Origin of the sequence: Cryobacterium sp. Y11 (assembly GCF_002929535.1) — a bacterium.
In the GTDB taxonomy this organism is placed as follows: Bacteria; Actinomycetota; Actinomycetes; order Actinomycetales; family Microbacteriaceae; genus Cryobacterium.
This window is the reverse complement of the sequence record NZ_PJJO01000055.1, coordinates 148804-172865: the sequence shown is the minus strand read 5'-3', so window position 1 is coordinate 172865 and position 24062 is coordinate 148804. Positions and strand designations below refer to the sequence as shown.

Below are 24062 nucleotides of genomic sequence, written 5' to 3'. Positions count from 1 at the left end.
CTGTCTAGCTACCAGCGCTGCTGGTAACGGTTGCGAATAAAGATGGCGAGCCCGTTCATGGCGAGCAGAATCAGGAGCAGCAAGATACTTCCGGCTGATGCCAGCTCGTGGAACTCGGCCTGCGGCCGTGACGTCCAGTTGAAAATTTGGATCGGCATCGTGGTGTACCCACTGAGTAGCCCATTCGGGTCGAAACTGACAAATACCAGCGCGCCGAGAATGAGCAGCGGAGCGGCCTCGCCGAGGGCGCGGGACAAACCCAAAATGGCGCCGGTCGCGATGCCGGGTATCGATGCTGGCAGAGTTTGCCGCCACACGGTTTGCAGCGGTGTCGCACCGAGTGCCAGTGACCCTTGACGAATTTCGAGGGGAACAGCCCGTAACGCTTCCCTGGTGGAGATGATGATGACCGGTAACACGAGCAGCCCAAGGGCCAAGGCGCCGCCGATAACGATGTTCTTGTTTTGTACACCCAGTAGCGCGAGAAAACCGAGGGCAAGCAGGCCATAGACGATCGAGGGTACTGCGGCCAGGTTTTGCACGTTGAGTTCGATCACGCGATTGAACCACTTCGTGCGATCGGCGAATTCTTCCAGGTGCACGGCCGCGGCCACGCCGAGAGGGATGGTCAGCACGGCAGTGACGCCGATCACCCAGATGGAGCCGAGAATCGCAGGTCGAAATCCGGCCCGTTCTGGAGCGGATGCGGGATACTCGGTCACGAGACGTGAGTCGAGCCGCGAGGACCCGTCGATGAGTGTCGTGATGATGAGCGTCAGGAGCACGCCGAACGCGACAAACAGGCAGAGCCAGAGCGCGATGAGAAAGAGTACCGAGCGGGCGCTGTGTTCTCCGCCCTGGACTTTTCCGCGGATGCTGGCGCTACGAATGTGAGCACCCAGGCCGGTGGTGAGCAATGTCATCAGTAGATCTCCCGAAAACGGCGTACGAAGCGGATGCTGATGAAGTTGAACAGCAAGGTCACGAGAAACAGCAGCAGGCCAACGGCGAAGAGGGTGTCGTATTCGAGCGACCCAACTCGTGAGTCACCGAGTGCGGCGTTGGCGATAAACCCGGTCATTGTTTGACCCTGTTCGAGCGGCCCCGTCACGATGCGGGCCTGCCCGCCGGCGGCAATGGCGACGATCATGGTTTCTCCCACGGCGCGGGAGACACCGAGCACGATCGCGGCGATGATGCCAGACAGGGCGGCGGGAAAGACGACGCGTACGGTGGTTTGCATGCGGTTGGCGCCAAGTGCTGCCGAGCCCTGGCGCATGCTCAGCGGCACGGCCGACATGGCATCTTCACTGATCGAGGCGATGGTCGGCACGATCATGACGCCCATGACCAGCCCGGCGGCGAGAACGCTGAAGGCGCCCGTGTCGAGGTCGAACCAGTCACGAAAGAGAGTGGCCTGCACGAATTGCAGGGCGAAGAGACCAAACACGACGGTGGGAATGCCGGCCAAAATTTCCAGGACGGGCTTCAACACCTTGCGCAGGCCAGGCCTGGCGTACTCGGACAGGAAAACTGCCGCGCCCAGCCCCAGCGGAATGGCGACCAACAGGGCGATGCCGGAGGTCCAGGCGGTGGCGGTGACGAGGGGCCAAACGCCGAACGAGGCGTCAGCGAAGCGGGGAGCCCAACGATCGCCGAAAAGAAATTCAAACACCGAGACGGTGCGAAAGAACTCTACGGAGGGAACCAGAAGGGCAATCAGGATGCCGGCGGTGATGATGATGGTCACAATGGCGGCGAAGCGCAGGAGAAGCCGCATGAACGCTTCTCCGTGGCGCGGTCGGGTAGACCGCAGGGACACCGCGGGGCGGCCCGGCACAAGAGCCGGACCGCCGACGGGGGTGAGTGTGCTCATGTACGCACAATCTCCTTCTTGAATCAGTGTGCGCTGTGACTAGCCGACGAGGGAGGCGAGTTCCGCTGTCGCGGTGCTCTTCTGGTCGGCGGTCAGGGGGATGTACAGCGCGGCCTCGGCGACGGCATCCGAGTTCTCGAGGTAGAAGTCGACGAACGAGCGCAGCTGCGCCTTGTCGGCGTAATTCGCGTCGTTGACGTAGAGGAACAGTCCACGGCCGAGCGGCTGATACGTGCTGTCCTGCACGGTCTCCTTGGTCGGGTAGATGCAGCCTTCGCCGCCGTCAATCTCGAGTGCCGTGATTGCGTCCGGGTTCTCTTCGACATAGCTCAAGCCAAAGAATCCCATAGCGCCCGTGTCGCCCTGGACACCCTGGATGGTGATGTTGTCATCCTCGGAGGGGCTGTAGTCGGCGCGGATGGCGCCTTCTTCGCCGTTGATAGCATCGATGAAGTAGTCGAAGGTGCCTGAGTCAGTACCGGCGCCGAAGAGCACGAGCGGCTCGTCGGGGAACGAGGCGTCAACCTGGTTCCAGCTGGTGATCGTTCCTTCGGATTCCGGAGCCCAGATGGTGTTCAGCTGCTCAACGGTGAGGCAGGAAGCCCAGTCGTTCTCGGGGTTCACGACCACGGAGAGTCCGTCATTGGCGATGACGATCTCGGTGTATTCGATGCCTGCTTCAGCGCACGTGGCGGCTTCTTCGTCCTTGATCGGGCGCGAGGCATCTGAGATGTCGGTTTCGCCGGCACAGAATGCCTTGAAACCGCCACCCGTTCCGGACGTCGCGACGGTGACGTTGACGTCAGCCTCGACATCGCGGTACATGTCGGCTGCTGCCTCGCTGAGCGGGGCGACGGTAGATGAGCCGTCGATGGTGACCGAACCGGACAGCCCGTCGGCCGGGTCGGAGCTTGTGTTGGCGAGCTGGCCGCCACAGGCGGTCAAGAATAGTGCTGCTGCAAGGACGCCGGCGCTGATGCTGGCGGTCTTGAATGAAAGCAGGGACACTGTCGTGGTCCTTTCCTTATCGGCTGGGTGCGCCGAACGTGAACTGTGATTATCGACCGACGGCCGACTCGATCTATAGAAGTTGGTCTATATGAACACCGGGTGAACACTAGTCGACCGGAGCGTGTCCATAGATGGATATCTATGTGTTTGGCCGTGGTCTGCCGGGCACGATTTCGCCAGCCATGAATTTTTGGACCAAATGGGTGAAGTGCTACATTGATACAGATCGATATAGTGAGTGCTACGAAAGTTATTAGGGAGATCGATATGGCTGCCATCCGAATCTATGAGCCGGCATTGTGTTGCGATACCGGGGTGTGTGGTGTCGATGTCGACCAGTCCCTCGTTGAGCTGACCGCAACCGTGCGCAGCCTGAAGGACCAGGGCGCCGACATTCAGCGTCACAATCTGGCCAGTGACCCGCTTGCTTTCACCACGGATGAGGCCGTGCGCGCCTACATGCACGTCGTCGGTTCTGTCGGGCTGCCGCTCACCGTCGTCGATGGGGTCACCGTTGCGACGGGGGCCTACCCCACGAAATCCCAGCTGCTCGCCTTCGCCGGCCTCGCAGGCGTAGCGCCGACCGACCGCCCCCAGCTCGGCTTGACCGACACATCTGCAAGCGGATGCTGCGGCGGCGCAACCGGCTGCTGCTAACGCCATGAAGTTCTTGCGCAACCCGCCCCGTTTTCTGTTCTTCACCGGTAAGGGCGGCGTTGGGAAGACATCCGTTGCCTGCGCTTCGGCCATCGAGCTGGCTGCCCGGGGTCGCCGCGTATTGCTGGTGAGTACCGACCCGGCCTCCAACATTGGGCAGGTTTTCGGTCTTACGATCGGCAACACGATTACTCCGATTGACGCAGTTGCCGGTCTCAGTGCGCTGGAAATCGACCCGGAGCAGGCAGCGGATGCCTATCGTGAACGCATTATCGCCCCGGTTCGAGGGCTCCTGCCGGAGCGCGAGCTCGTGAGCATTGCCGAGGGTCTATCCGGCTCCTGCACGACCGAGGTCGCCTCGTTCGACGAGTTCACGAATCTGCTCACCGATGACAGCCTGCTCACGACGTACGACCACATCGTCTTCGACACCGCGCCGACTGGGCATACGATTCGCCTGCTGCAGCTGCCCGGCTCCTGGACCGACTTTCTCGAAGCCGGTAAGGGCGATCCGTCCTGCCTCGGGCCGTTGTCGGGGCTGGAGAAACACAAGGCGGTGTATGCCGCTGCGGTCGCCGCGCTGGCCGACCCCGCACACACCCGGCTGGTGCTGGTGGCGCGCGCGCAGGCATCCGCTTTGAGCGAGATTGATCGCACCCGTGGTGAGCTGGCGCAGATCGGTATTGACGGCGGCTACGTCGTTATTAATGGGGTGCTGGCGGCCGGCGCGGGAACCGAAACGATAGCGACGGCGGTGCGCAACCGGGAGTCGGCGGCGCTGGAGGCTGTCCCCGCAGGCCTGGCTGGTCTGCCGCGCGACGTGCTCGAGCTCAAAGCCGGCAACATGATGGGCATTGATGCGCTGCGCACCCTGTTTCAGGCCAGCAGCGCTGCTCCAGCACCGCATACGTCGGTCGACGTGCCGGAGGCGCCGCTTGGCCATTTCGTCGACGAGCTGGAACAGGCTGGTCACGGCCTAATTCTTTGCATGGGCAAGGGCGGCGTCGGCAAGACCACGATCGCTGCGGCGCTTGCCGTTGCTCTGGCCGAGCGCGGCCACGCCGTGCACCTGACCACGACCGACCCGGCGGCGCACCTGGTCGACACCCTGCACGGGAGCCTGCCGGGGCTACGCGTTTCGCGCATCGACCCGGCCAAGGCGATTCGCGAATATCGCGATCACGTGCTGGCTACCCAAGGCAAGAATCTCGACGACGATGGTCGGGCCGCCCTGGCCGAAGACCTGCGCTCGCCATGCACCGAGGAGGTTGCGGTGTTCCGGCAGTTCTCCCAGGCCGTGCACGAGTCACGGCACGAATTTGTCGTCGTCGATACCGCTCCGACCGGCCACACCCTGTTGCTGCTGGATGCCACCGGGTCGTACCATCGTGAAATCGCACGACAGATGGGGGAGGGCATGGCGTTCGTGACGCCGTTGATGCGGCTGCAGGATCCGGCCCTGACCAAGGTGTTGTTGGTCACGCTCGCCGAGACGACGCCGGTGCTCGAGGCTGAGGGCCTGCAACACGATCTGCAACGCGCCGGAATTGCGCCCTGGGGCTGGGTGGTCAACAATTCCATCGCCGCTGCGCAGCCCGAGACGCCGTTTTTGCAGGCGCGCGCGGCCAACGAAGCCGCCCAGATCACGAAGGTATGCGCCGCCGCTGCGCGGGTCGCAATCGTGCCACTGCTCGCCGAGGAACCGATCGGCGTCGAGCGGCTCAAATCGCTCACCGCGCTGGCGCCGTTACCCGTCTGAGCGGATTCTGGCCGCTACAGCCCGCGCATCGGCCGCAATCCCGCATCCACGTCGTTTCGTAGCGGATGACTGCTCCGCTGGGTCGCGATGAGCGGCACTGACAGCACCCAAGTAACGCGGTAGGGCATGACGAATTTAGCCCAGGGTGACTCCTCGAGAGCTCATGAATGATTGCGGATTTACGCGTGCGCCGTTGACCAGCGTTTCAAAGTGCACGTGGCAGCCGCTGGATGCGCCCGTCGTGCCGACGACTGCAATAATTTCGCCAGCGACGACCAGCTGCCCGGCATCGACGAGCAGTTTGCTGTTGTGGGCATACCCGGTCTCAACGCCATTGCCATGGTCGATGAGAACCCACTTGCCGTAGGAGCCCTGATAGCCCGCGTCGACAACTTTTCCTCCGGTCGCGGCGAAGACGGGCCGGCCGCACGGAGCGGCAATATCGGTCCCGTTGTGGTAATCGCCGACACCATCAACGGGCTTGTTCGGTCGTGGACCGAACGGGCTCGTAATTCTGCCCAGGACGGGCAACGCCCATCCTTGATCGCTCAGCTGGCTGGGCACGAGGCTGGACCACGCTCCGTTGCTTGCACTCGTCGTGTACGACGTAGGCTCCGGCGCGTCGGTGACGGTGAACCCATCGCGATCAATATGCACCGCTGCAGCGCTGGACGTGCTGACAGTTTGCAACTTGTCGGTCTGGGCCGTGGTCGTTACCGATGCCTGAGCCGTTTCCGGGTTGACGGCGAGAGCGGGCAGGGACGTGCTGATGGCGAACAGGGCGATCAACGCCATTGCACCACCGGCGGCGGCACGCTGGCGGATTGACGCTCGTTTCGGCACGGATCGTGCCGGTGCAGGCGGATTCGATCGCTGTGCGGCGACACGTTGTTCCAGCGCACGCAGGTCGCGACGTGACAGGAGCGCTTGCGTACCGGCGACCTCAGGTGCCGTAGCGACGTGACCGGCGCTATCCACGGGCGACCAGGAGGTGAAAAGTGGGTAGTACAGAAAATTGTGCGGAGTGCATGTACATCGTCCTTGCAGGTGAATCAGATCTCGGAACAGCATCTAGCCGTCGGTACGTTTAGCCGTGGGCACAGCGAAGTTTCCAAAGCCAGTTCTGGCTTCGAAAACGGCAGCACGGTCTAAACGCGACTGATCGAAAGACGAGTGAGGCTGGGCCGATAAATTGATAAAGCGATCGTGCGCAAAAGACCGAGCACGACGCCACCGGCATCGAGAAGTCGACGATACACGGCTGGCCGATGAGTCAGACCGATCAAGGCGACGAGGGTGAGTAACAGAACACAGGCCAAAGCGAGCAGGGCGCAATTCAATGATCCGTCGTGAGCGACTGAAGACATCAAAACGGGCACTATAGCAAGGACTGCCGTATCGATAGTCGCGTCGAGCGGACCAGCCGCTGCTGACGACATGACAACAGAAGTGCGCATGTCATGCCCGGTGGCTTCTGAATGGATCGCGAAAATACCGATGAGCATAACAACAAGAGCAAGTACCGCGACGAAGGTTGACGGTGTGATCGGCGCCACCTTGCGGCGAGCGGTTCGATCCAGCGTCATGTCACCTCCATTATTGCCACCAGTCAGCAAGCTGACCACAAAGGGTGCCGTCAGCAGAATAACTTACCGGCGGCATTGAAACCTGAACAAGGGCTGGAGCGCCCGCTGTAACGCGCCAAGGGAGCATAGCGGATGCCGCACCTGGTCCGCGTCTCTCAGTCATGTTTGGTTCCGTAAACACAGGTGTCGGCAAGCTATTTGAGTGTTGTGTGAGTCGTCGAGCCGGTGCGCGGCAACTGTGAAAGGGTGGCACCACGCCACAATTTATACCTCTAGGGGTATGTTGTAGGTACGGTTTAAAAAACGAAAGGAAGCAAATCAGATGATGTGGGGTAACGGAAATATGGGATGGTCCTGGGGCTTTGGCCTGTTGGCTATTGCAGGTGTCGCCGTGCTCATTTATGTCATTGTTCGGTTACTGTCGAACAAATCCGGGAGCGATGATGGGAGAACTGCTCCGAGGCAAGCTGATTCGGCCGGTGCCAGACAAATTCTTCAGGAGCGTTTCGCTCGGGGGGAGATCACTGCTGAGCAGCTGCGTGATCAGTTGCGGGTGCTTGAGGAGGGGCGGTAGTGCCCGCCCTCAGTCGCCGTAGCGCCCTGATCCTCGGCGGGGTGGGGATTGCGGCCACGGCTGTAGGCGGAACAGGTTTCTTCGTCAATCAGCGCCTCTCGTCAGGCACGTCACCGACAACACCGTCCGGGAGCGACCTCATCGAGCCTGCAGAGATACGCAGCGTCAGTGGCGCCCTTGCCGTTGACCTCGAGTCGTCACCTCAACAGGTGACCATCGCTGGTCGTGATGTGCGTGCGCTGAGTTACAACGGTGGCGTGCCCGGCCCCACACTGCGCGTTCGAGCGGGAGATACCCTCAGCGTGAGCCTGCGCAATGGTCTGGCAGACCCGAGCAACCTGCACGTACACGGCCTCCACGTCTCACCCGAGAACAACGGCGACAACATGTTCGTCACCGTCGCAGCCGGCGACTCCTTTGATTACCAGTACGAACTGCCCGTCAATCATCCGCCGGGCGTGTACTGGTATCACCCGCATCACCATGGTTTCGTGGCCGATCAGGTATTTGGTGGGCTCTATGGCGCCATCATTGTCGAAGACCCCGACCCCATTCCTGCCAGCCGGGAGCGCGTCCTCGTCATTTCCGACATCACCCTTGATTCCACAGGAACAATTCCGTCGGGCACATCGATGGAGAAAATGTCAGGACGAGAAGGAGACCTCGTCCTGGTCAACGGACAACTCACCCCCAGCATGACTGCCCGCCCTGGCGAACGGGAGCGATGGCGCATTGTCAATGCCTGCGTGTCTCGCTACCTGCGGCTGCGCCTCGACGGGCAGCAGCTGTCCCTTCTCGGAATCGACTCCGGACGTTTCGAAGCCGCGCAGGAAGTGAACGAGGTCGTGCTGGCCCCCGGAAACCGGGCAGACCTTCTCGTCACCGGCACAGCCGGTACCTCCGTACTGCGGGCCCATACCTACGATCGAGGCAGGTCCGGCGGAATGATGATGGGACGCGAAAGCTTTACTGCCGCCGACGTCATCGCGCTGGCCTCCTTTATCGTGGCCGGTGACGACGTCGCGACCGTCGCCGCCATACCTGGACAGCCCGTTCCGCGTGACCTACGCACGGCTACCGTAACCGCCCGACGCGAGTTGATCTTCGCGATGGGAATGGGCGGGAACATGAGTGGAGACATGAATGGTGGTATGGGTGGCGGCATGATGTCAGCCACAATCAACGGCCAGGTATTCGATGCCACCCGGGTCGACACGACCGTGCAATTCGACAGCGTGGAAGAATGGTTGCTCACAAATACCAGTCCGCTCGATCACCCCGTGCACCTGCACGTGTGGCCGATGCAGATCATCGAACAGTCAGGCCAGCCCGTCAAAAACATCATGTGGCAAGATGTCGTGAACATCCCGGCACGCAGCACCGTGCGCGTGCGCATTGCGTTTGACGACTTCAGCGGACGTACCGTGTACCACTGCCACATCCTTGACCACGAAGATAGCGGAATGATGGGAGTTGTCACCGCAAACTGACGCCAGCCGCCATGATCAATTCAAGAAAATGGATCAGGAGAAACCAATGAACTACGCACACACCGTCACCGTCTCGCTGCCTTACGAAGAAGCCGTCTCCAGAGTGCGGGAAGAACTGGCCAACCAGGGATTTGGCGTTCTTTCCGAAATCGACGTCCACGCGACCTTTGAAAAGAAACTCGGCGTGGAAAGCGCACACAATCTGGGCGACTACCTGATCCTGGGTGCCTGCAACCCGGCCCTCGCCGAGCAGGCACTGATAGCAGAGCCCGACATGGGATTGCTGCTTCCGTGCAACGTCGTCATTCGCCGCAGCCCGTCAGCGAGCACCACCACGGTTCAAGCTATCAACCCACAAACCATGGTCCAGTTAAGTAATTCCCCGGGGATACAGAACGTTGCTGATCAAGCCGATGAACGTCTTCTCGCTGCGTTAGCCGCGCTGCACGGAGAAAACAGCAGCGCGTAGCACGCAGCAGGTTCGCGAAGTCCGTGCGCCGCAACGCCAACTGGCACTCTTTTCTGACACGCGGGCTGCGCCCATGCCGGGCCCCCGCACGAGGATGACCTCACCCCGGCCAATCGTCAGGCACTTAGTCGCGCAGGTGGTCCGGTTGGCGCCCTGCCCGGCGCTGGCAGGCTTCAACACGAAACGGAGCGGGTGCCGGCGTTAGCGTCCGAGTAGCCGGGACCAGAATGATCCGGTCGATTTTTCTTTGACGTGCCCGACGCATTGTTGGTTGCGTGGCACGCCTCGCATTACCTGATCAATGTGCTGACCGCAGCCCGCCCACGTTGTTTTTTGGCATACTTTGCACGTTACGGCACGACACATAAAGGATCTCCATTCGTAACGGTGAACTAATCATTCAATTATACCCCAGGGAGTATTGTTCGCGAAGTGATGACAGCGTGCGGAGCCTGTGGTTCTACTGCGAAGCTATTTCGCGGGGGCGCGCAGTTCAGCGGGCGGCGATACTGGCGCGCACGTCGTCCCTGTTGAGATTCTCGACGCCGGTAGTGAGCTCTTCGAGACTGGCTGCGTTCAGGAAACCCGGCGAGATACCCCTTAGGGTATCAAGGGACGCGGTACGGCAACAAACACTGCATGCTGAAACAGGAGACGAGGACACACCGAATGCATAACCAACGAACCGATGCGGCCAGCGGCAGATCATCACGGCGTGTGACACGGGGCCTCGTGCTGACGGAACTTCTTGGGGACCTGCGTCGCTGGCCCTCTCGTCGGTGGTGGGTTGCCCTAGCGACGGCAGTGTTCACGATAGTCTTCATCGCGGTACCGACCGATCTGATCGACACGCCACTTTTTTCGCGAGAGATTCCGCCGACCGACTGGTCGTGGCCGGTGCTCATCCTCAGCGCGGTCTTAACGGGTCTGGTCACCGCCACCTATGTGGCTCACCCGGAAGGCGCCCCGCCTAGTAGGGCGGCTGGACGGGTGGGCATGGCTGGCTGGCTGGTGACGTTCTTCGCGGTGGGGTGCCCCGTGTGTAACAAATTGGTTCTCCTCGCCCTCGGAACAACCGGAGCGATGCAATTTTTCGAGCCGATCCAGCCGTATCTGGCCGCCGCGTCGATCGTCTTGCTGGGCTGGGCTTTCTATGCGCGCATGACTCGAGAAAATTCTTGCCAGCTCCCCGCTCGGGCCGATGCTGAGGTGGAGGCTTTGGATCGTGTTCACTGACCTCCGAGTCTGGCCCGCGCGACGCTGGATGATTGTGGCCTTCGTTGCCGCAGCCGCGTTCACTGCTCTTGCCACCGGCTACGCACCTCTGGTAGGCGGCGCAGGCAATGCGCTGTGGTGGACGGTCGCGGCCACCGCGCTCGGAGCGAGCGTGATCGGCTTGATCGTCGCCAGTTATATCGGCACCCCCATCGGCGCTGGCGCAACTCTCTGTGACACACGGTGGCCAGTTCTGGGTCTGATCGCACTCTATCTGACCACCGAAGCCCGCTCCCTCGACCCGGTCGTGAGCGTTGCTGCTCGCCCGATCCTGGCCGCCGCCGCCCTCACCCTGGTGATTTGGGCCCTGCGTGAACGACTGGCCAGCGAACGCCGAGCCTCCACCCGCAGCGAATCGTCACAGTCCACTGAGGGCGAGGTCTGCACCACTTGCACGCCCTTGTTCCCACGCTCCCGGAAGGTCGCCCCCGAGCCGATCACACTGCCACCCGCGTCACGCACCCGTCAGGACACCCAGCCATGAAGAAAACACTCACCGCCATCACAATCGCCATGGCGGCACTGCTCAGCATGGTCGCCTGCGCGAGCCCCGCCGCGGCGCCCTCCATCGCGGTCTCCTCCAGTACGGTCATCATCGATGTGCGCACCGCAGCAGAGTATGTCGATGGACACCTGCAGGACGCCATCAATATAGACGTGCAATCCACGGACTTCGACACACTGATCGCGGCGCTGCCGATCGACGGGGACTACATCGTCTACTGCGCCACCGGAAACCGGTCGGCTGCAGCCGTCACCCGCATGGCCGACCTCGGATTCACCACGCTGACCGATGCGGGTGGCATCACGGACGCGTCCGCCGCCACCGGACTGGCCATCGTCGTCGACAAATAAGTTTCCTCTGTCCACCTTCAGCTTGACTAACTATTGACCAACGGGGCGTCTCGGGGCAGGTCGAGCCGGTCCGCAATCCGCGCGTCGACACGGATCTCACACCGGATCAACTCACTGCGCTGCCTCATCCCAGAGGCCTCAACTGCCGCAAACAAGCTGTAAACCGGTCCAAAGCGATCTTCTTCGCCGTGGTTGACGCACACCACCCGGCGGTTGCCCCGACTTGATGACACCCGCCCCGTTCGCGGCACCGCGCACCTTTTGGTTGGGATATCTGACCGGGTGATCAATGCCGCGCACTACCTTACATAGGAGAACAAACCGATCATGCTTTGTGCGGCGTGGTACGCGTTGTGGCAGTGGGTAATCCACTGTCCCGGATTGTCGGCGTCGAATTCGAACGTAACGGTTTCTTTCGGGCGAACAATGACGGTGTCCTTGCGCGCGCCGTTGTTGGCCAGTTGAAAGCTGTGTCCGTGCAGGTGCATGGGGTGCCACATGCTGGTGTCATTGACCATCTTGACCTGAACGCGTTCATCCAGACTGATGTCAAAGGCGCCCGCAAACGGCTTCGTCATGTCGAAGCGTCGCCCATTGATGCTCCAGTCATACTTTCCCATGCTGCCCGTTAGACGCATGGTGTGGATGCGGTCGGGCGTCTTGGCGGCGAGGAGCACGGATTCGTCTGCTGTCAGGCGGCCTCCGTCGGTGGCTGTGCCATCCAGGATTGACAGAAGTGTGGCGGCGTCCGGGGCCGTGCCGCTGCCGGTGCTGATCAGGCCGTAGGCGCGGCCGTCCTTCCCTTCTGGAAGGGCCAGAAGGGGCGTGTATCCGTCCTGAACGGTGGGGATCGCATCGATGCGTTCGCTTATGCCGAGCACAACCGCGTCGACATCTTCGTGTTGAACCGGAAACCCGTCCGTGTGCGTCAGCGTTATCTTCTGCCCCGGCACCCCGACCCGGTAAGCGGTGTCTCCGGCCGCATTGATGATCCGCAAACGAATACGGTTGCCCGGCCGGCTCTGAAATACCTCAGCATCCTGCTCGGCCCGCCCGTTCAATAGGTGAGCGGGCATGCCCACATCCCCGGCGTCACCGCCGAGGTAGGTGCTGGTAGCGCCCATAAGCATGTGCGTCATGGGCATATCCATTCCGGACATGTCCATGCCCATGGATAGTTCGTCCAGAGCCTCTTCGGGCGTGCCGGTGATGCCGTCGAGCCAGTCGTCGAGCATGATCACCCATTCCTGGTCGTACAACAAAGGCTCGCGCGGGTCCTCAATGATGAGCAGCAGCATGCACGTCATCACGAACCGGTGTGCGTGGCATGCCCAGTGGCCTCGGAATGGACGGCAAAATCGGCGACGGTCGAACGGTGCCCCGAATGCCCACGGACCAGACCTGCTCAGGTCTCTCTCGCGGGCGATTCGGTGTCACGAGTGGGTGCTGACGGAGTCCAAACGCGGGCGGCACTAACTGCGGCTGCAATTCCAATCGCGGCCAGCACGAGGGCTGTCGGGGCGAGGCCGAGTAGGGCGCTGAGCACTCCGGCCAGGGGATAGGTCACGATGAAGCAGGCGTGGGATAGCGAGAACTGCGCGGCAAAGACCGGAGGCCGAGTGGACGCGTCGGAAGAACGGCGCAGCAAGCGGGCCGACGGGGTGAGAATCAGCGCGGTGGCGGCGCCACGGATAAACCAGATCACCAGCAGACTCGACCAGGTCGAGGCGGTCGCCGGAGCGAGAATAACGAGGGCTAGGGCGATGAGCCCAATGGGCAGCACAGTGCAGCCGAGCAGCATGACGCGTCGGTCGGCGAAGCGGTCGAGCAGCCGCGGTAGTGCGAGCGCGACGAGCATCGACCCGAATCCGTAACAGGCCAGGGCGATCGCAAAGTCGGACTGGGCGCGGCCGAAATGGCTTTGCACCAGTACGACGGTGTTCACGATGACCATGCCGGTCGAGGCGGCCTGGAGCACAAAGATGAGTACGTAAATCTGCCAGGCCTCGGTGACGAACGGCAGGGAGAGTGCGACGATCGCGCGGAGCACATCCGCTGAAACAAGGAGGGTTTTTCGCGGTACATGGGCGGTGAGCGCGGAGATGACCGGGGCGATTCCGACATAGGCGAGCATCTTGATGGTCAGTGCGATGCCGAGCACGATGCCGGCGTCGCCGCCGGCCAAATCGAACGCGAGCAGGCCCAGGGCCACGGTGAGCAGTCCGGTGCCGATCAGCGCCACAATCTGCGCGCCGAACAGTCGGCGATAGGTTCGGTTGCGCAGGACCTCAAGCATGAGGGATCTCCTTTGGGGCAGTGGTGACCTGCCCGCGTGGTGGCGGGATCGCGGTCTCCTCACGGTGAGGGAAGTTGGGGCTTAGCGCCAGGCCTTGGTGTGCAGTAGTCGCAGACCGTTGAGGGCCACGATCACGGCGGAACCTTCGTGGCCGGCCACCGCGACGGGGAGGGGCAGGGTCGAGATCAGGTCCCAGGTGACGAGTACGACTATAAAAGTTCCAGCGATGACGAGGTTGGCCACGACAAACCGGTGCGCCTTCCGCGAGAGTTCAATGACGCTCGGGATCGCGGCGAGTTCGTCACGAATGATGACGGCGTCGGCGGTTTCCAGTGCGAGGTCAGAGCCGTGGCGTCCCATCGCGATGCCGATGCTGGCTGACGCGAGGGCGGGGGCATCGTTGACGCCGTCACCGACGATCAGCACCGGGATACCGTCGGCCTCAAGCCGTTGGACAATGGCGGCCTTGTCTTCGGGGAGCAGTCGGGAGCGCACTTCGGTAATGCCAGTGCGTGCCGCGATATCGGCCGCGGTGCGCTGGTTATCGCCGGTGAGTAGGTGAACCGGGTGTTGCGTGATTGCCGCGGTGCGTGCAACTGCTGTTGCGGCATCCGGGTGGAGCGCGTCCTCCAGCGTCAGGGTTCCGGCGAGTTGGCCGGCGACGAGTACTTCGACGACCGTTCCGATCGTGTCGGCGCGCTCGCTACGCGCTTGCACGACACGCACGACGTGTCCGTCGACAATGCCGTGGACGCCGTGGCCGGGAATGGCCCGAAAATCACTCGCCGGTGTCACCGTTGTTTCGGCAGCGCGCACGACGGCGCGACCGAGGGGGTGCTCGCTGTGGTACTCGACCGCAGTGGCGAGTTGTAAGACCGCCTGTGCGCTCTGCCCAGCGGCGGGGGTGACCTCGACAAGAATAGGAGCACCTTCGGTGAGGGTGCCGGTCTTGTCAAAGGTAACCAGCTGAGTACGCCCCATCGCCTCCATCACGGTGGCGGACTTGACGAGGATGCCGTGGCGAGCAGCGTTGGCGATCGCAGCCAGGAGCGGCGGCATCGTTGACAGGACGACCGCGCACGGGGACGCCACGATCATGAAAGTAATCGCGCGCAGGAGTGCGTCGCGAAAGTCCTCGCCGAACAGCACTGGCACGGCGAAAACGAACAGGGTCGCGATAACCACGCCGAGCGAGTAACGCTGCTCGACCTTCTCCACGAAAAGGGCACGGACCGACTTCGTCTCGGATGCTTCGGCAACGAGGGAGACCATCCGGGCAATGACCGACTCGCTTGCCGGACTCGTGATCTGCACAGTGAGAGCGCCGGTGCCGTTGACAGTGCCGGAGAGCACGTTGTGGCCCGGCTCGCGGCGCACGGGAACTGACTCTCCCGTCATGGCGGCCTGGTCGACCTCACTGATGCCCTCGACGACGATGCCGTTGCCCCCGATTCGCTCGCCGGGACGGACGAGAATGAGGTCCCCCACACGCAGGTCTGCGGTGTCGACAATGACGAGGTCGTCATCGGTCGCCGATCGGGTGAGGCGGCTGGCTTGTTCGGGTGCCAGGGAGAGCAGGCTGCTGACCGAGTCGGCGGTGCTCTGGGTAACGAGGGCTTCGATCGCTCCGCTCGTAGCGAAGATGACGATGAGGAGAGCGCCGTCAAAAACTTGCCCGATGGATGCTGCGGCGATCGCGGCGACAATCATCAGCAGATCTACGTCGAGTTCCTTGGCGCGCAGGGCTGAGATTCCAGCCCAGGCCGGCTCCCACCCACCGGCGAGGTAGCACGCGAGATAGATCGTCGACCACACGGGCGCGGGCGCGCCAGCGAGTTGCAGGGGCCAGGCGATAAGAAACAGCAGCAGCGCGAGGCCGGCCCAGCGCACCTCGGGTAAGCGGCTGCCGGTGTGAAAAATTGATGGTGGCTTCGCGAGAACGCGGCCACCCGTGCGAATTGGCGCGTCCACTAACGTGTTCGTCATGCGCTGGCAGCCTCCGCGCCGGTCGATGCGAGGTCGGGGTGGTGGTGGCGCGGTGTGCCGCCCAGGCTGTGCTCGGCCTGGAAGATCGCGTCGCGTACCAGCTGCGCGGCATGCTCGTTTTCGAGGCGATAAAAGATGCGCGTGCCCTCTTGACGCGTCGAGACGATGCGCGCTAAGCGCATCTTCGCCAGGTGTTGGGACACCGATGCGGGAGTTTTGTCGACAATGTCGGCAAGATGATTCACCGACAGCTCTCCCGCGTCGCGAAGCGCAAAAATCAGACGTACCCGGGTGGCGTCGGCCAACATGGAGAAAATCTCTACGGCCAGTTCAACGAAGTCGCTCTCGGGAAGACGGCCACATATCCGCTTATCTGCATCCATACGCAAATAGCAGCAGACACGCACCTGATCTTTGGGAAACTACGCGTCGGCGCTTGAGAGGATACCGCCGGCGACGATGCCGAGAATGAGTACGGATGCTGCTCCGGTGCCGGCTGAGCGAGCTGCCTAGCGGCGTTGCGCCCGTGCTACGACGGCGACCGGTGACGTTGTCGACGGAGAAGCCGGAGGCGCAGGAGCGCAGGGAAACATCGGTGCCAGCCAGCGCGGGTAGTAAAATAGACTCGCCACGCTTGTGATCACGTCGATGACCACAAGCCAGACGAGGCCGCCATCCCAGGCGGCGCCGAGTGTGGGGAGTGTGCCGATGACGACGATGGTCGGAATTCCGACCAGGCCACCACACGGGTGCTGACGATGGCCGCCAGGGGTACCTGGTCTCAAGGCACGTCTGGCAGAAGTTGGCACGTGTTCAAACCAGTGCCAAAGTCTCAGACGCGTGCCGCGACGCGCTGGCCGGGTTGCGGTGACCTGGCGCGGTTAGCGGTTCATGCCCGGGCGCACCTTGACGACGGTGATGTTCTTGGTCGGTTGCACAGTTTTTGCGGGCGCCCGGGAGAAACCTTTCGCGCCCTCAAGCCGGTTCTGCCCGCGAAATTCAGCCAGGGCATCGTCGAAGATGGCGTTCAGCTGGGCTCCGGTGAGCTCCTCCGCCGTCCCCTCGGTGAAGCTGATGCTGATGAGCGTGGTGTCGGGAAAGTGCCGGTTCATGCGGATGAAACCATCGGCATCCTGCTGCAGGGTGATCATTGGTCTAGTCTGACCTATTTATTCGCCCGCGTGCTGCTGCTGGTGGGGTTAACTCAAGGCATGACTCGTTCCTCCACCGCCCAACGGCTCGTGCTCGTCGTTGCCGTGCTCGCGTCGTTCGTTGCGTTCCTCGATGGCACCGTCATCAATGTGGCCCTCCCGGCGATCACCCGTGAGCTCGGTGGAGGCATTGTGACCCAGCAGTGGGTCGTCGACGCGTACCTCATCACGCTCGGGGGCATTATTTTGCTGGCCGGCTCGCTGTCCGATGCGTTTGGACGCAGACGGGTGTTGTTGTGGGGGCTCGTGGGGTTCGCCGCGGCATCCGTTCTCTGTGCGTTGGCCCCCAGCGCGCCCTTTCTGATCGCGGCGCGCGCCCTGCAGGGCGTCGCGGGTGCTCTGCTGGTGCCGAGCTCGCTTGCCCTCATCTTCAGCACGTTTTCTGGTGCCGGCCAGGCCCGCGCGATTGGAACGTGGACGGCATGGACCAGCACCGCCTTCATCGCCGGTCCGCTCATCGGTGGTCTGCTGGTCGACCTGTCGTCGTGGCGGCTGGTGTTTGCCATCAATATCGTGCCCATCGCGGCAACGCTGGTTCTGCTGGCGCGGCTGCCGGGCGACCGGGCAGTGGATGCCGCAACCCGCGTCGACATCATCGGCGCAATTCTGGGGGTGCTCGGCCTGGCCCTGCCCGTCTTCGCCTTGATCGAACAGACCAATTTTGGGTGGGGCAGTCCGGTCATTCTGGTTCCACTCGTGGTCGGTGTGCTGAGCTTCGCAGCGTTTATCTGGCATGAGAACAGCACGAAAGTGCCGATGATGCCGCTCAGCCTCTTTCGGGTGCGCAACTTCTGGGTGGGAAACGTGGCCACGACCCTGATTTACGCCGCCCTGTCGCTCGGTACCTTCATTCTGGCTGTTTTCTTGCAGCAGGTCGGTGGATATTCTGCGACGCTGGCCGGCCTGGCTCTTCTGCCGGTGAGCATTCTGAGCATGGCCCTGTCGACGCTCATCGGTCGCCTCGCCGGGCAGTTCGGCCCACGCCTCTTCATGAGCGTCGGGCCGATTCTGGCCGGGATCGGGTTTTTCATGATGCTGCGCATCGACTCGAGCGTCGCCTACTACAGCCAGGTTCTGCCCGGCGTCATCATTTTCGGCCTGGGCTTGACCACCACGGTGGCGCCGCTGACCTCCGCCATTTTGGGCGCCATCGAACCGGCTCGGGCTGGCATCGCCTCCGCCGTCAACAACGCGCTGTCGCGGGTCGCCGGACTCGTCGCGATCGCAGCGGCGAGCATCATCGTTGGCCCGGTGCTCGACCTCGACGGGTTCCACCGTGCAGCGATCGTCACTGGAATTCTGCTGGTCGGAGGCGGAATCATCTCGGGCATCGGCATTCAAAATCCACTGTCGGTACCGCCCGATAAGCTCAAGGCATGACAGATTTGATTCGCTGGGGAATCCTGGCCACCGGCGGCATCGCCCACGCGTTCACGAGCGATCTCGTTGCCAACGGCTTGACGGTGCAGGCCGTCGGGTCGCGCACGCAGTCGTCAGCGCAGGCCTTCGCCGCCGAATTTGGCATTCCCACCGCGCATGCCAGCTATGAAGCCCTCGTGAACGACCCCGAGGTTGACGTCATTTACGTGTCGACGCCGCATCCGTTTCACGCCGAGCAGGCCACCCTCGCGCTCAACGCTGGCAAACACGTGCTGATCGAGAAGCCGATCGCGCTCAACGCCCGCGAGGCTCGGCAGATCGTCGACCTCGCCGCGAGCAAGAACCTGCTCGTGATGGAGGCCATGTGGACCCGGTTCTTGCCGCACATGGTGCGCATTCGCGAGATTCTCGCTGCCGGCACGCTCGGCGAGCTACGCAGCCTGCTCGCCGACCACACCCAGGACCTGCCCGACGACCCGACGCATCGCCTCAACTCGCTCGCCCTCGGCGGCGGCGCGCTACTTGACCTCGGCGTGTATCCCGTAAACTTCGCGCACGCCGTCTTCGGGCCGCCCGACACGATTCTTGCGAGCGCCTCATTCAAGGCCACCGGAGCGGATGCCCAGGTCGCGACCATCTTTCGCTACGCCGGTGGCCAAATTGCCACGACCTTCTCGGCCAGCGACACCCTCGGGCCGACGACGGCGTCAATCATTGGCACGCACGGGCGTATCGACATCGACGGCGTCTGGTATTCGCCGACCACTTTTCGGGTGCTCGACAACCACGGCACCGTACTCGAGACCTTCGCGCCGGCCGAGATCACTGGCCGTGGCATGCAGTTCGAAGCGGTCGAGGTCGAAACTCTGATTCGTGCCGGAACACGTTCGAGCGACATCATGCCGGCTGAAGAATCCGTTGCCATTATGGCGACCCTCGACGCTGTACGGGCACAGATTGGGCTGCGTTACCCGGGCGAATAGGGGCCAATGAGTGTGCTCCCGGGGCTAATGCAGACCGGTCAGTTACCATACGGAGGTGGAAGAACCAGTGCAGATACCCGTGACCCCGGTGGTTGACGCCCCGCGTCGCGGGATCACGGCGACCCTGACGCGGCATCGGCGTGCTTGGCTCATCACGGCGGGCGCCCTCGTCTTCGTGCTGCTGGGCAGTGGAGCCGTGTTGGCCGGAACGCAAACCGGCGGGGGTGAGCCGGCGGCGGCATCCGTTGTGGCGCTGACCTCGGCAACACCGACGCCCACGCCGACCGTCGACCCGGCTCGGCCGGTGCCCGCCGAGGCGAGTAGTGCCAGTCGGCTGCGCACCTGCTCGGTCGCCGGGCTCGCCGCCGACGGACGGCTCGCAGATTTTCAGGCGCAGGTTGTCAATGCCAACACCGGTGAGGTCTTGTTCGACCGCGGCGGCACCACATCGTCGCGCACGGCGAGCGTCATGAAGGTGCTCACCTCGGCCGCCGCGCTCAACGTGCTCGGCAGCGACTACCGCGCCACCACCCGGGTCGTCAAGGGCGCCGAACCGGGCCAGGTCGTGCTCGTTGGCGGGGGAGACGTCACCCTGTCGCGGCTGCCGACCGGTCAGGAACCCTTCTACACCGGAGCCGCCCACCTCGACGACCTTGCCACTCAGACCATGGTCGCCTGGGCCGCCGATCCGGCCAACCCGCCGATCAGCTCACTCGTGCTTGACTCCTCGTATTTTTCCGGCCCCGACTGGGACGAGGGCTGGGCCCGCACCGAGCTCGGCCTCGGCTCCATGCCCGAGATGACAGCGCTCATGGTTGACGGTGACCGCAACGACCCGACCCGCAGCACCTCGACGCGCAGCGAAGACCCGATTGCTCGCGCCGGCCAGGCCTTCGCCGACGCGCTCGGCGGCGGCCTCAGCATCAGCCGGGCCACCGCGCCAGCCGATGCAGCGCAACTGGGCGCCGTGCAGTCCGCGCCGGTGTCTACGCTCATTCAGCAGTCCCTGATCGTGAGTGACAACACCATCGCCGAGATGCTCGCTCGCCTCGTGGCGATCGAAAACGGCTCCGGCAACTCCTTCTCCGCGCTGCAACAGGGCATCGTCGGTGGCCTTGCCGCCTATGGCATCGACACGACGGGCATGATCATCAAGGACGGTTCGGGCCTCAGTCCATACAACGCCGTGTCTCCGGCCTACCTAACGGCCTTGTTCCTGAAGGTCAATGCCCGCGAGGGCAACCTCGGTGTGCTCTTCGACGGCCTGCCGATAGCGGGCGGGCCGCGCGGATCGCTCTCCTACAGCGACCGGTTCACCGGCGCGAACTCCGCCGCCGACGGCGCGGTCTTCGCCAAAACAGGCTGGATTGACACCGGCTACACACTCGCCGGGGTCATCCACGCAGCCGACGGAACTCCGCTCACCTTCGCCATTTACGCCATCGGTAACGTGAGCTCGAATGCGAAAATCGCAATCGACACGTTGACTACCGGCTTCTTTCACTGCGGCGATAACCTCTCGAATAACTAACTTTTGATATCGAAGGAGACAATCGTGACCCGGGCACTGTTTATCATCGACGTTCAGAATGACTTCACCGAGGGCGGTGCGCTCGGTGTTGACGGTGGGGCGGCGGTCGCGGCGGGCGTGAGCGCGCTGCTGGCCGAGCATCCGCTCGCCTATAAATATGTCTTCGCCTCGCGCGATTGGCATGATATCGGCAACGATAACGGTGGTCATTTCGCGCGCGATAGCGCCCCCGATTTCGTTTCAACCTGGCCGGTGCACTGCGTGGCCGGCACAGCGGGCGCCGAATATCACCCCGCCCTCACAACGGATGTCGTGACCTTCCACATTCGTAAAGGGCAGGGCAAGCCTGCATTCTCCATCTTCGAGGGCACCACCGAAGCCGGGCAAACCGTGACCGCGTTGCTGAGCGAACACGGGGTGACCGATGTGGACATCGTCGGACTCGCCACCGACTATTGCGTGCGGGCGTCCACCCTCGACGCTCTCGAACACGGTCAGCGCGTGCGCGTGCTGACCGATCTGGTGGCCGGTGTCGCCGCGGAATCGACGGCTACCGCCCTCGCCGAAATGGCGCACGCCGGCGCGATGTTCGCCGCGAGCGACACCGTCGGATGACCGTCCTGGTTGGGGCAGTTCTGTGTGGAGCTGCGTCGTGACCGACTTCGCGCAGCGGCTCGATGGCGTGCGCATTGCCTTTGATTCCGCGCCGGGAGAGCGACCGGTTCTGCTCGTGCACGGTTTTGCGTCGACCGCTGTGGATACCTGGGCAGGTTCCGGCTGGGTGCGCGCGTTTGGCGAGGCCGGGCGCACAGCGATCACGCCCGACCTCCGCGGCCACGGTCGGAGCGACAAGCCGCACCGTGTCGCCGACTACGCTCCGAGGCAGCTCGCCGCCGACCTCGTCGCCGTGCTGGACACCCTCGAACTCGACCAGGTCGACGTGATCGGCTATTCCATGGGGTCGCGGGTGGTGGCTGCCCTGGCGCAGCTGGCGCCGGAGCGGGTGCGACGCCTCGTGCTTGGCGGTGCCGGTCCGATTGAACTGTTCGCGACCTGGAACCTCGATGAGGTCCGCCGGTTCGTGCTTTCCGGCGAGCCGCCAACCGATCCTGCAATCGTCGCCGTGCTCGGCTCGGCGATCGCCGCGGGTGCCGACCGCCAGGCGCTGTTGGCGTGCGTGCAGGGGGTCGCGGGCTGCACGCTCGACGTGCCGGCCGGCATCCCGCAGCTGTTCGTGGCTGGTGGTGCAGACCAGATTCCCGCTGGGGTCGCAGCCCTCGCGGCCGGTCGCGGCGCCCAGTACCTAGAGCTGCCCGGCCGCACTCACCTCAACGCCCTCGCGTCGCGCGAATTCAAGCAGGCCGCACTGGAGTTTCTGGACTGAGCAGCGCACTGGCTCGCGCGGTCGAGACCGAAGCGGCCGCGCTCAGCCGACAGGTCGTACGCGGCCTTCGCTCCCCGTTCAGGTCCAGGTCGTCAGTGCGGCGCGCGCCAGCATCCGTGCGCGCGGCGCCTCGAGCCCGCTTGATTCCGACCCCACCGGCGGAAAGAACTGGCCCAAGCCAGCCCAGACGAGCACTTCCCGAGTGTCGAAGGCATCCCGGAGTGCATGCAGGTTGCCATGCAGCCCGGGCCCCTGATAGCTCCAGCCGATCATCGAGCTGAGCAGGTCGATCTGCGTGTCCAGGTTCGTGACTTCGCCGGCTGCCACTAGCAACAGCAACAGCAACGCGATATCCGAGCCGGCGGCGGTGCGCTCGGCCGGCAAAGACGCTGCAATATACTTCAGCAATCCCACCGGGTCATCCTGCAGTGCTCGGCCGTGGGCCGTCAACAGCAGCTCCCCCTTGAACTTGCGGGTCAGCCGAAGCAGGGTTACCGTCTCGCGCAGTTGCATCACCGGGTAGGCCTGTACTTCGCGATTGGCCGGTCCGCGCCACCGCCGCTTCGGATCCAGGGCAAGCATGATCGCTCGCACCGCTGCTGGCTGCAAATAGCCGGCGTCGGTGAAGCGGATGCCGGCGCCCACCTTTCCGAGGAACGTGCGGATCACGGCCGTGGCCGACTCCGCCTCGCCTCGCGTGATCGGCTCGGACAGCTCGGCGGCGGCCAGGTAGCCGGCGAGAACCTGCTGCGCTGCCGGGCTTTGTTTGGCCACCAGAACGGCCAGCGCCGACGGACCCTTCGTGCCGATCGGCTGAGCGCGCAACCAATCCAGAGCAGTTGCCGCCCCCGCCAGGCGCGCCAGGCCACGGTTGATCATGTTTAGGTCGATCTCGTCGACGACGCCTTTCAGGCCCAGAATTCGCACCGTCTCCCATTGCTCCGGGTAGCCGTTGCCGGGGCCGCTGGTGGCCAGGGCGAGCAGTTCCTCCCAACCGTTCACGCCGCCGACATCTTCGGCCGGCCCCGTGCGTGCTCCGGCGACGCAGCGTGCCGCCAGTACGGCATCCGTCGCATCGCCACCGGTCGTATCGTCACCGGTCAGGGGCCCAATAGACTCCAGGGTCAGAAGATGCTCCCAATCATCGCCGAAATCATAGGTATAGAGGAGCGTGTCACCGGGACTGGCCAGCAGCTGGTCCAGGCGTAACGTGCTCTCGTGAATGCCGGTGTCACCTTCCGCCACATCGAACGGTGTGAGGATGCCCTCGAATTCGCGGCCGAGCGGGTCTTGGGCGAGAGCGAACCGGTGCAGGTGGCTGTTGGTGAAGCCCATGGCCACCTGCACCACGTCGTGCAGCAGATCGAGGGTGAGGTGGGCTGGGACGACCAGACTCCGCCACAGCGGGGGCGCCGTACCGACCAGGTCAACGCGCAGACGAAACTGCGTGGGTGCTTCGCGCGCCGGGTGCAGGGGCAGCGGCTGTGTGCCTTGCTCACCCCAGGAGAACTCATCAGCCCCACCGATCGCCGATGGCCCACCGACGTTGTCGAGGCCGTCCGCAGCCGTCCAGGCGACCATCTGCGCGCGATAGGTGGCCAGGTCAGTGACGTTGTCCGGGTCTGATGGCAGGTTCGGCATTCCTCGACGATAGCGTGATCGGCCTGGCCGGCGACCATCCGTCAATCGTGCGCGCGGCCAGCAAATCTGGCACGGCCTGCCTGTTCCGGTGGGGGAGG

24 protein-coding genes are annotated in these 24062 nt (G+C 63.4%); 13 read left to right on the top strand and 11 right to left on the bottom strand.

Annotated elements, in window-relative coordinates:
• Positions 1–8: 8 nt before the first annotated feature.
• The 3 genes from pstA to CXY75_RS09050 are packed head-to-tail and all read right to left on the bottom strand — an operon-like array spanning position 9 to position 2884.
• Positions 9–923: a phosphate ABC transporter permease PstA gene (gene pstA, locus CXY75_RS09060; RefSeq protein WP_104082503.1), complete on the bottom strand. Its 915-nt coding sequence runs from the start codon at positions 921–923 to the stop codon at positions 9–11.
• Entirely contained in the window at positions 923–1876 is a 954-nt protein-coding gene (gene pstC / locus CXY75_RS09055) for a phosphate ABC transporter permease subunit PstC (protein ID WP_104082502.1), read from the bottom strand. The genes pstA and pstC overlap by 1 nt, the downstream gene beginning before the upstream one ends.
• Before the next feature lie 39 nt (positions 1877–1915).
• Positions 1916–2884 (bottom strand): PstS family phosphate ABC transporter substrate-binding protein, encoded by a 969-nt coding sequence (locus CXY75_RS09050; RefSeq protein ID WP_104082501.1) that lies wholly within the window; start codon positions 2882–2884, stop codon positions 1916–1918.
• Between the two features lie 270 nt (positions 2885–3154).
• Between CXY75_RS09050 and arsD the strand changes: the two genes are divergently transcribed.
• A complete protein-coding gene (arsD, locus tag CXY75_RS09045; RefSeq protein ID WP_104082500.1) occupies positions 3155–3544 on the top strand; it encodes an arsenite efflux transporter metallochaperone ArsD in 390 nt (129 codons plus the stop codon).
• Positions 3545–3548: 4 nt separating this feature from the next.
• The gene (gene arsA, locus CXY75_RS09040) at positions 3549–5303 is read left to right on the top strand and encodes an arsenical pump-driving ATPase (RefSeq protein WP_104082499.1); all 1755 of its coding nucleotides are present in this window, start codon (positions 3549–3551) and stop codon (positions 5301–5303) included.
• 135 nt (positions 5304–5438) lie between these two features.
• Here the strand turns inward: arsA and CXY75_RS09035 are convergent, their stop codons facing one another.
• Both CXY75_RS09035 and CXY75_RS09030 read right to left on the bottom strand, forming a co-directional pair.
• A complete protein-coding gene (locus CXY75_RS09035; protein WP_158251165.1) occupies positions 5439–6098 on the bottom strand; it encodes a M23 family metallopeptidase in 660 nt (219 codons plus the stop codon).
• 353 nt (positions 6099–6451) lie between these two features.
• Entirely contained in the window at positions 6452–6928 is a 477-nt protein-coding gene (locus tag CXY75_RS09030) for a hypothetical protein (protein ID WP_146069424.1), read from the bottom strand.
• 283 nt (positions 6929–7211) lie between these two features.
• Between CXY75_RS09030 and CXY75_RS09025 the strand changes: the two genes are divergently transcribed.
• From CXY75_RS09025 to CXY75_RS09000, 6 genes are all read left to right on the top strand, one after another.
• Positions 7212–7463, top strand: a complete 252-nt coding sequence (locus CXY75_RS09025) for an SHOCT domain-containing protein (protein WP_104082496.1) — start codon at positions 7212–7214, stop codon at positions 7461–7463.
• Positions 7463–8953: a multicopper oxidase family protein gene (locus CXY75_RS09020; protein WP_104082495.1), complete on the top strand. Its 1491-nt coding sequence runs from the start codon at positions 7463–7465 to the stop codon at positions 8951–8953. Before CXY75_RS09025 ends, CXY75_RS09020 begins: the two co-directional genes overlap by 1 nt.
• A gap of 46 nt (positions 8954–8999) precedes the next feature.
• On the top strand, positions 9000–9422 hold the full coding sequence (locus tag CXY75_RS09015; protein WP_104082494.1) for a DUF302 domain-containing protein: 423 nt from the start codon (positions 9000–9002) through the stop codon (positions 9420–9422).
• 804 nt (positions 9423–10226) lie between these two features.
• Entirely contained in the window at positions 10227–10658 is a 432-nt protein-coding gene (locus tag CXY75_RS09010) for a hypothetical protein (RefSeq protein WP_233201821.1), read from the top strand.
• Positions 10648–11181 carry a hypothetical protein gene (locus CXY75_RS09005; RefSeq protein ID WP_104082492.1) on the top strand — a complete coding sequence of 178 codons (534 nt, stop codon included), beginning with the start codon at positions 10648–10650 and terminating at the stop codon, positions 11179–11181. The genes CXY75_RS09010 and CXY75_RS09005 overlap by 11 nt, the downstream gene beginning before the upstream one ends.
• Positions 11178–11552, top strand: coding sequence for a rhodanese-like domain-containing protein (locus tag CXY75_RS09000; protein WP_104082491.1), 375 nt, complete (start codon positions 11178–11180; stop codon positions 11550–11552). Before CXY75_RS09005 ends, CXY75_RS09000 begins: the two co-directional genes overlap by 4 nt.
• Positions 11553–11851: 299 nt before the next feature.
• On the opposite strand, the gene CXY75_RS08990 is transcribed toward CXY75_RS09000, so the two are convergent.
• From CXY75_RS08990 to CXY75_RS08970, 5 genes are all read right to left on the bottom strand, one after another.
• Positions 11852–12850 (bottom strand): multicopper oxidase family protein, encoded by a 999-nt coding sequence (locus CXY75_RS08990; protein WP_233201820.1) that lies wholly within the window; start codon positions 12848–12850, stop codon positions 11852–11854.
• Positions 12851–12957: 107 nt separating this feature from the next.
• Entirely contained in the window at positions 12958–13848 is an 891-nt protein-coding gene (locus tag CXY75_RS08985; protein WP_104082488.1) for an MFS transporter, read from the bottom strand.
• Between the two features lie 81 nt (positions 13849–13929).
• The gene (locus tag CXY75_RS08980) at positions 13930–15834 is read right to left on the bottom strand and encodes a heavy metal translocating P-type ATPase (protein ID WP_104082487.1); all 1905 of its coding nucleotides are present in this window, start codon (positions 15832–15834) and stop codon (positions 13930–13932) included.
• A complete protein-coding gene (locus CXY75_RS08975; protein WP_104082486.1) occupies positions 15831–16217 on the bottom strand; it encodes a metalloregulator ArsR/SmtB family transcription factor in 387 nt (128 codons plus the stop codon). Before CXY75_RS08975 ends, CXY75_RS08980 begins: the two co-directional genes overlap by 4 nt.
• A 498-nt stretch (positions 16218–16715) precedes the next feature.
• Positions 16716–16985 (bottom strand): hypothetical protein, encoded by a 270-nt coding sequence (locus tag CXY75_RS08970; protein WP_104082485.1) that lies wholly within the window; start codon positions 16983–16985, stop codon positions 16716–16718.
• A gap of 60 nt (positions 16986–17045) precedes the next feature.
• Between CXY75_RS08970 and CXY75_RS08965 the strand changes: the two genes are divergently transcribed.
• Genes CXY75_RS08965 through CXY75_RS08945 form a run of 5 tightly spaced genes read left to right on the top strand, consistent with a single transcriptional unit; the run spans position 17046 to position 22323 of the window.
• A complete protein-coding gene (locus tag CXY75_RS08965) occupies positions 17046–18425 on the top strand; it encodes a DHA2 family efflux MFS transporter permease subunit (protein WP_104082484.1) in 1380 nt (459 codons plus the stop codon).
• Positions 18422–19408: a Gfo/Idh/MocA family protein gene (locus tag CXY75_RS08960; protein ID WP_104082483.1), complete on the top strand. Its 987-nt coding sequence runs from the start codon at positions 18422–18424 to the stop codon at positions 19406–19408. The genes CXY75_RS08965 and CXY75_RS08960 overlap by 4 nt, the downstream gene beginning before the upstream one ends.
• A gap of 55 nt (positions 19409–19463) precedes the next feature.
• On the top strand, positions 19464–20939 hold the full coding sequence (locus CXY75_RS08955; protein ID WP_233201819.1) for a D-alanyl-D-alanine carboxypeptidase/D-alanyl-D-alanine-endopeptidase: 1476 nt from the start codon (positions 19464–19466) through the stop codon (positions 20937–20939).
• A gap of 24 nt (positions 20940–20963) precedes the next feature.
• Entirely contained in the window at positions 20964–21554 is a 591-nt protein-coding gene (locus CXY75_RS08950) for an isochorismatase family protein (protein WP_104082482.1), read from the top strand.
• Between the two features lie 37 nt (positions 21555–21591).
• Positions 21592–22323 carry an alpha/beta fold hydrolase gene (locus CXY75_RS08945; RefSeq protein ID WP_104082481.1) on the top strand — a complete coding sequence of 244 codons (732 nt, stop codon included), beginning with the start codon at positions 21592–21594 and terminating at the stop codon, positions 22321–22323.
• Positions 22324–22401: 78 nt separating this feature from the next.
• Here the strand turns inward: CXY75_RS08945 and CXY75_RS08940 are convergent, their stop codons facing one another.
• Complete coding sequence (locus CXY75_RS08940) at positions 22402–23964, bottom strand: plasmid pRiA4b ORF-3 family protein (protein ID WP_158251164.1); 1563 nt, start codon at positions 23962–23964, stop codon at positions 22402–22404.
• Positions 23965–24062: the final 98 nt, after the last annotated feature.

What these genes read in the sequence shown, in the direction of transcription:
- CXY75_RS08975 (WP_104082486.1), bottom strand. Translation starts at nt 16,217, where the DNA reads ATGGATGCAGATAAGCGGATATGTGGCCGTCTTCCCGAGAGCGACTTC.
- arsA (WP_104082499.1), top strand. Translation starts at nt 3,549, where the DNA reads ATGAAGTTCTTGCGCAACCCGCCCCGTTTTCTGTTCTTCACCGGTAAG.
- CXY75_RS08940 (WP_158251164.1), bottom strand. Translation starts at nt 23,964, where the DNA reads ATGCCGAACCTGCCATCAGACCCGGACAACGTCACTGACCTGGCCACC.
- CXY75_RS09015 (WP_104082494.1), top strand. Translation starts at nt 9,000, where the DNA reads ATGAACTACGCACACACCGTCACCGTCTCGCTGCCTTACGAAGAAGCC.
- pstA (WP_104082503.1), bottom strand. Translation starts at nt 923, where the DNA reads ATGACATTGCTCACCACCGGCCTGGGTGCTCACATTCGTAGCGCCAGC.
- CXY75_RS09025 (WP_104082496.1), top strand. Translation starts at nt 7,212, where the DNA reads ATGATGTGGGGTAACGGAAATATGGGATGGTCCTGGGGCTTTGGCCTG.
- CXY75_RS08980 (WP_104082487.1), bottom strand. Translation starts at nt 15,834, where the DNA reads ATGACGAACACGTTAGTGGACGCGCCAATTCGCACGGGTGGCCGCGTT.
- CXY75_RS09035 (WP_158251165.1), bottom strand. Translation starts at nt 6,098, where the DNA reads ATGGCGTTGATCGCCCTGTTCGCCATCAGCACGTCCCTGCCCGCTCTC.
- CXY75_RS08965 (WP_104082484.1), top strand. Translation starts at nt 17,046, where the DNA reads ATGACTCGTTCCTCCACCGCCCAACGGCTCGTGCTCGTCGTTGCCGTG.
- CXY75_RS08985 (WP_104082488.1), bottom strand. Translation starts at nt 13,848, where the DNA reads ATGCTTGAGGTCCTGCGCAACCGAACCTATCGCCGACTGTTCGGCGCG.
- pstC (WP_104082502.1), bottom strand. Translation starts at nt 1,876, where the DNA reads ATGAGCACACTCACCCCCGTCGGCGGTCCGGCTCTTGTGCCGGGCCGC.
- arsD (WP_104082500.1), top strand. Translation starts at nt 3,155, where the DNA reads ATGGCTGCCATCCGAATCTATGAGCCGGCATTGTGTTGCGATACCGGG.
- CXY75_RS08960 (WP_104082483.1), top strand. Translation starts at nt 18,422, where the DNA reads ATGACAGATTTGATTCGCTGGGGAATCCTGGCCACCGGCGGCATCGCC.
- CXY75_RS08990 (WP_233201820.1), bottom strand. Translation starts at nt 12,850, where the DNA reads ATGCTGCTGCTCATCATTGAGGACCCGCGCGAGCCTTTGTTGTACGAC.
- CXY75_RS08970 (WP_104082485.1), bottom strand. Translation starts at nt 16,985, where the DNA reads ATGATCACCCTGCAGCAGGATGCCGATGGTTTCATCCGCATGAACCGG.
- CXY75_RS09000 (WP_104082491.1), top strand. Translation starts at nt 11,178, where the DNA reads ATGAAGAAAACACTCACCGCCATCACAATCGCCATGGCGGCACTGCTC.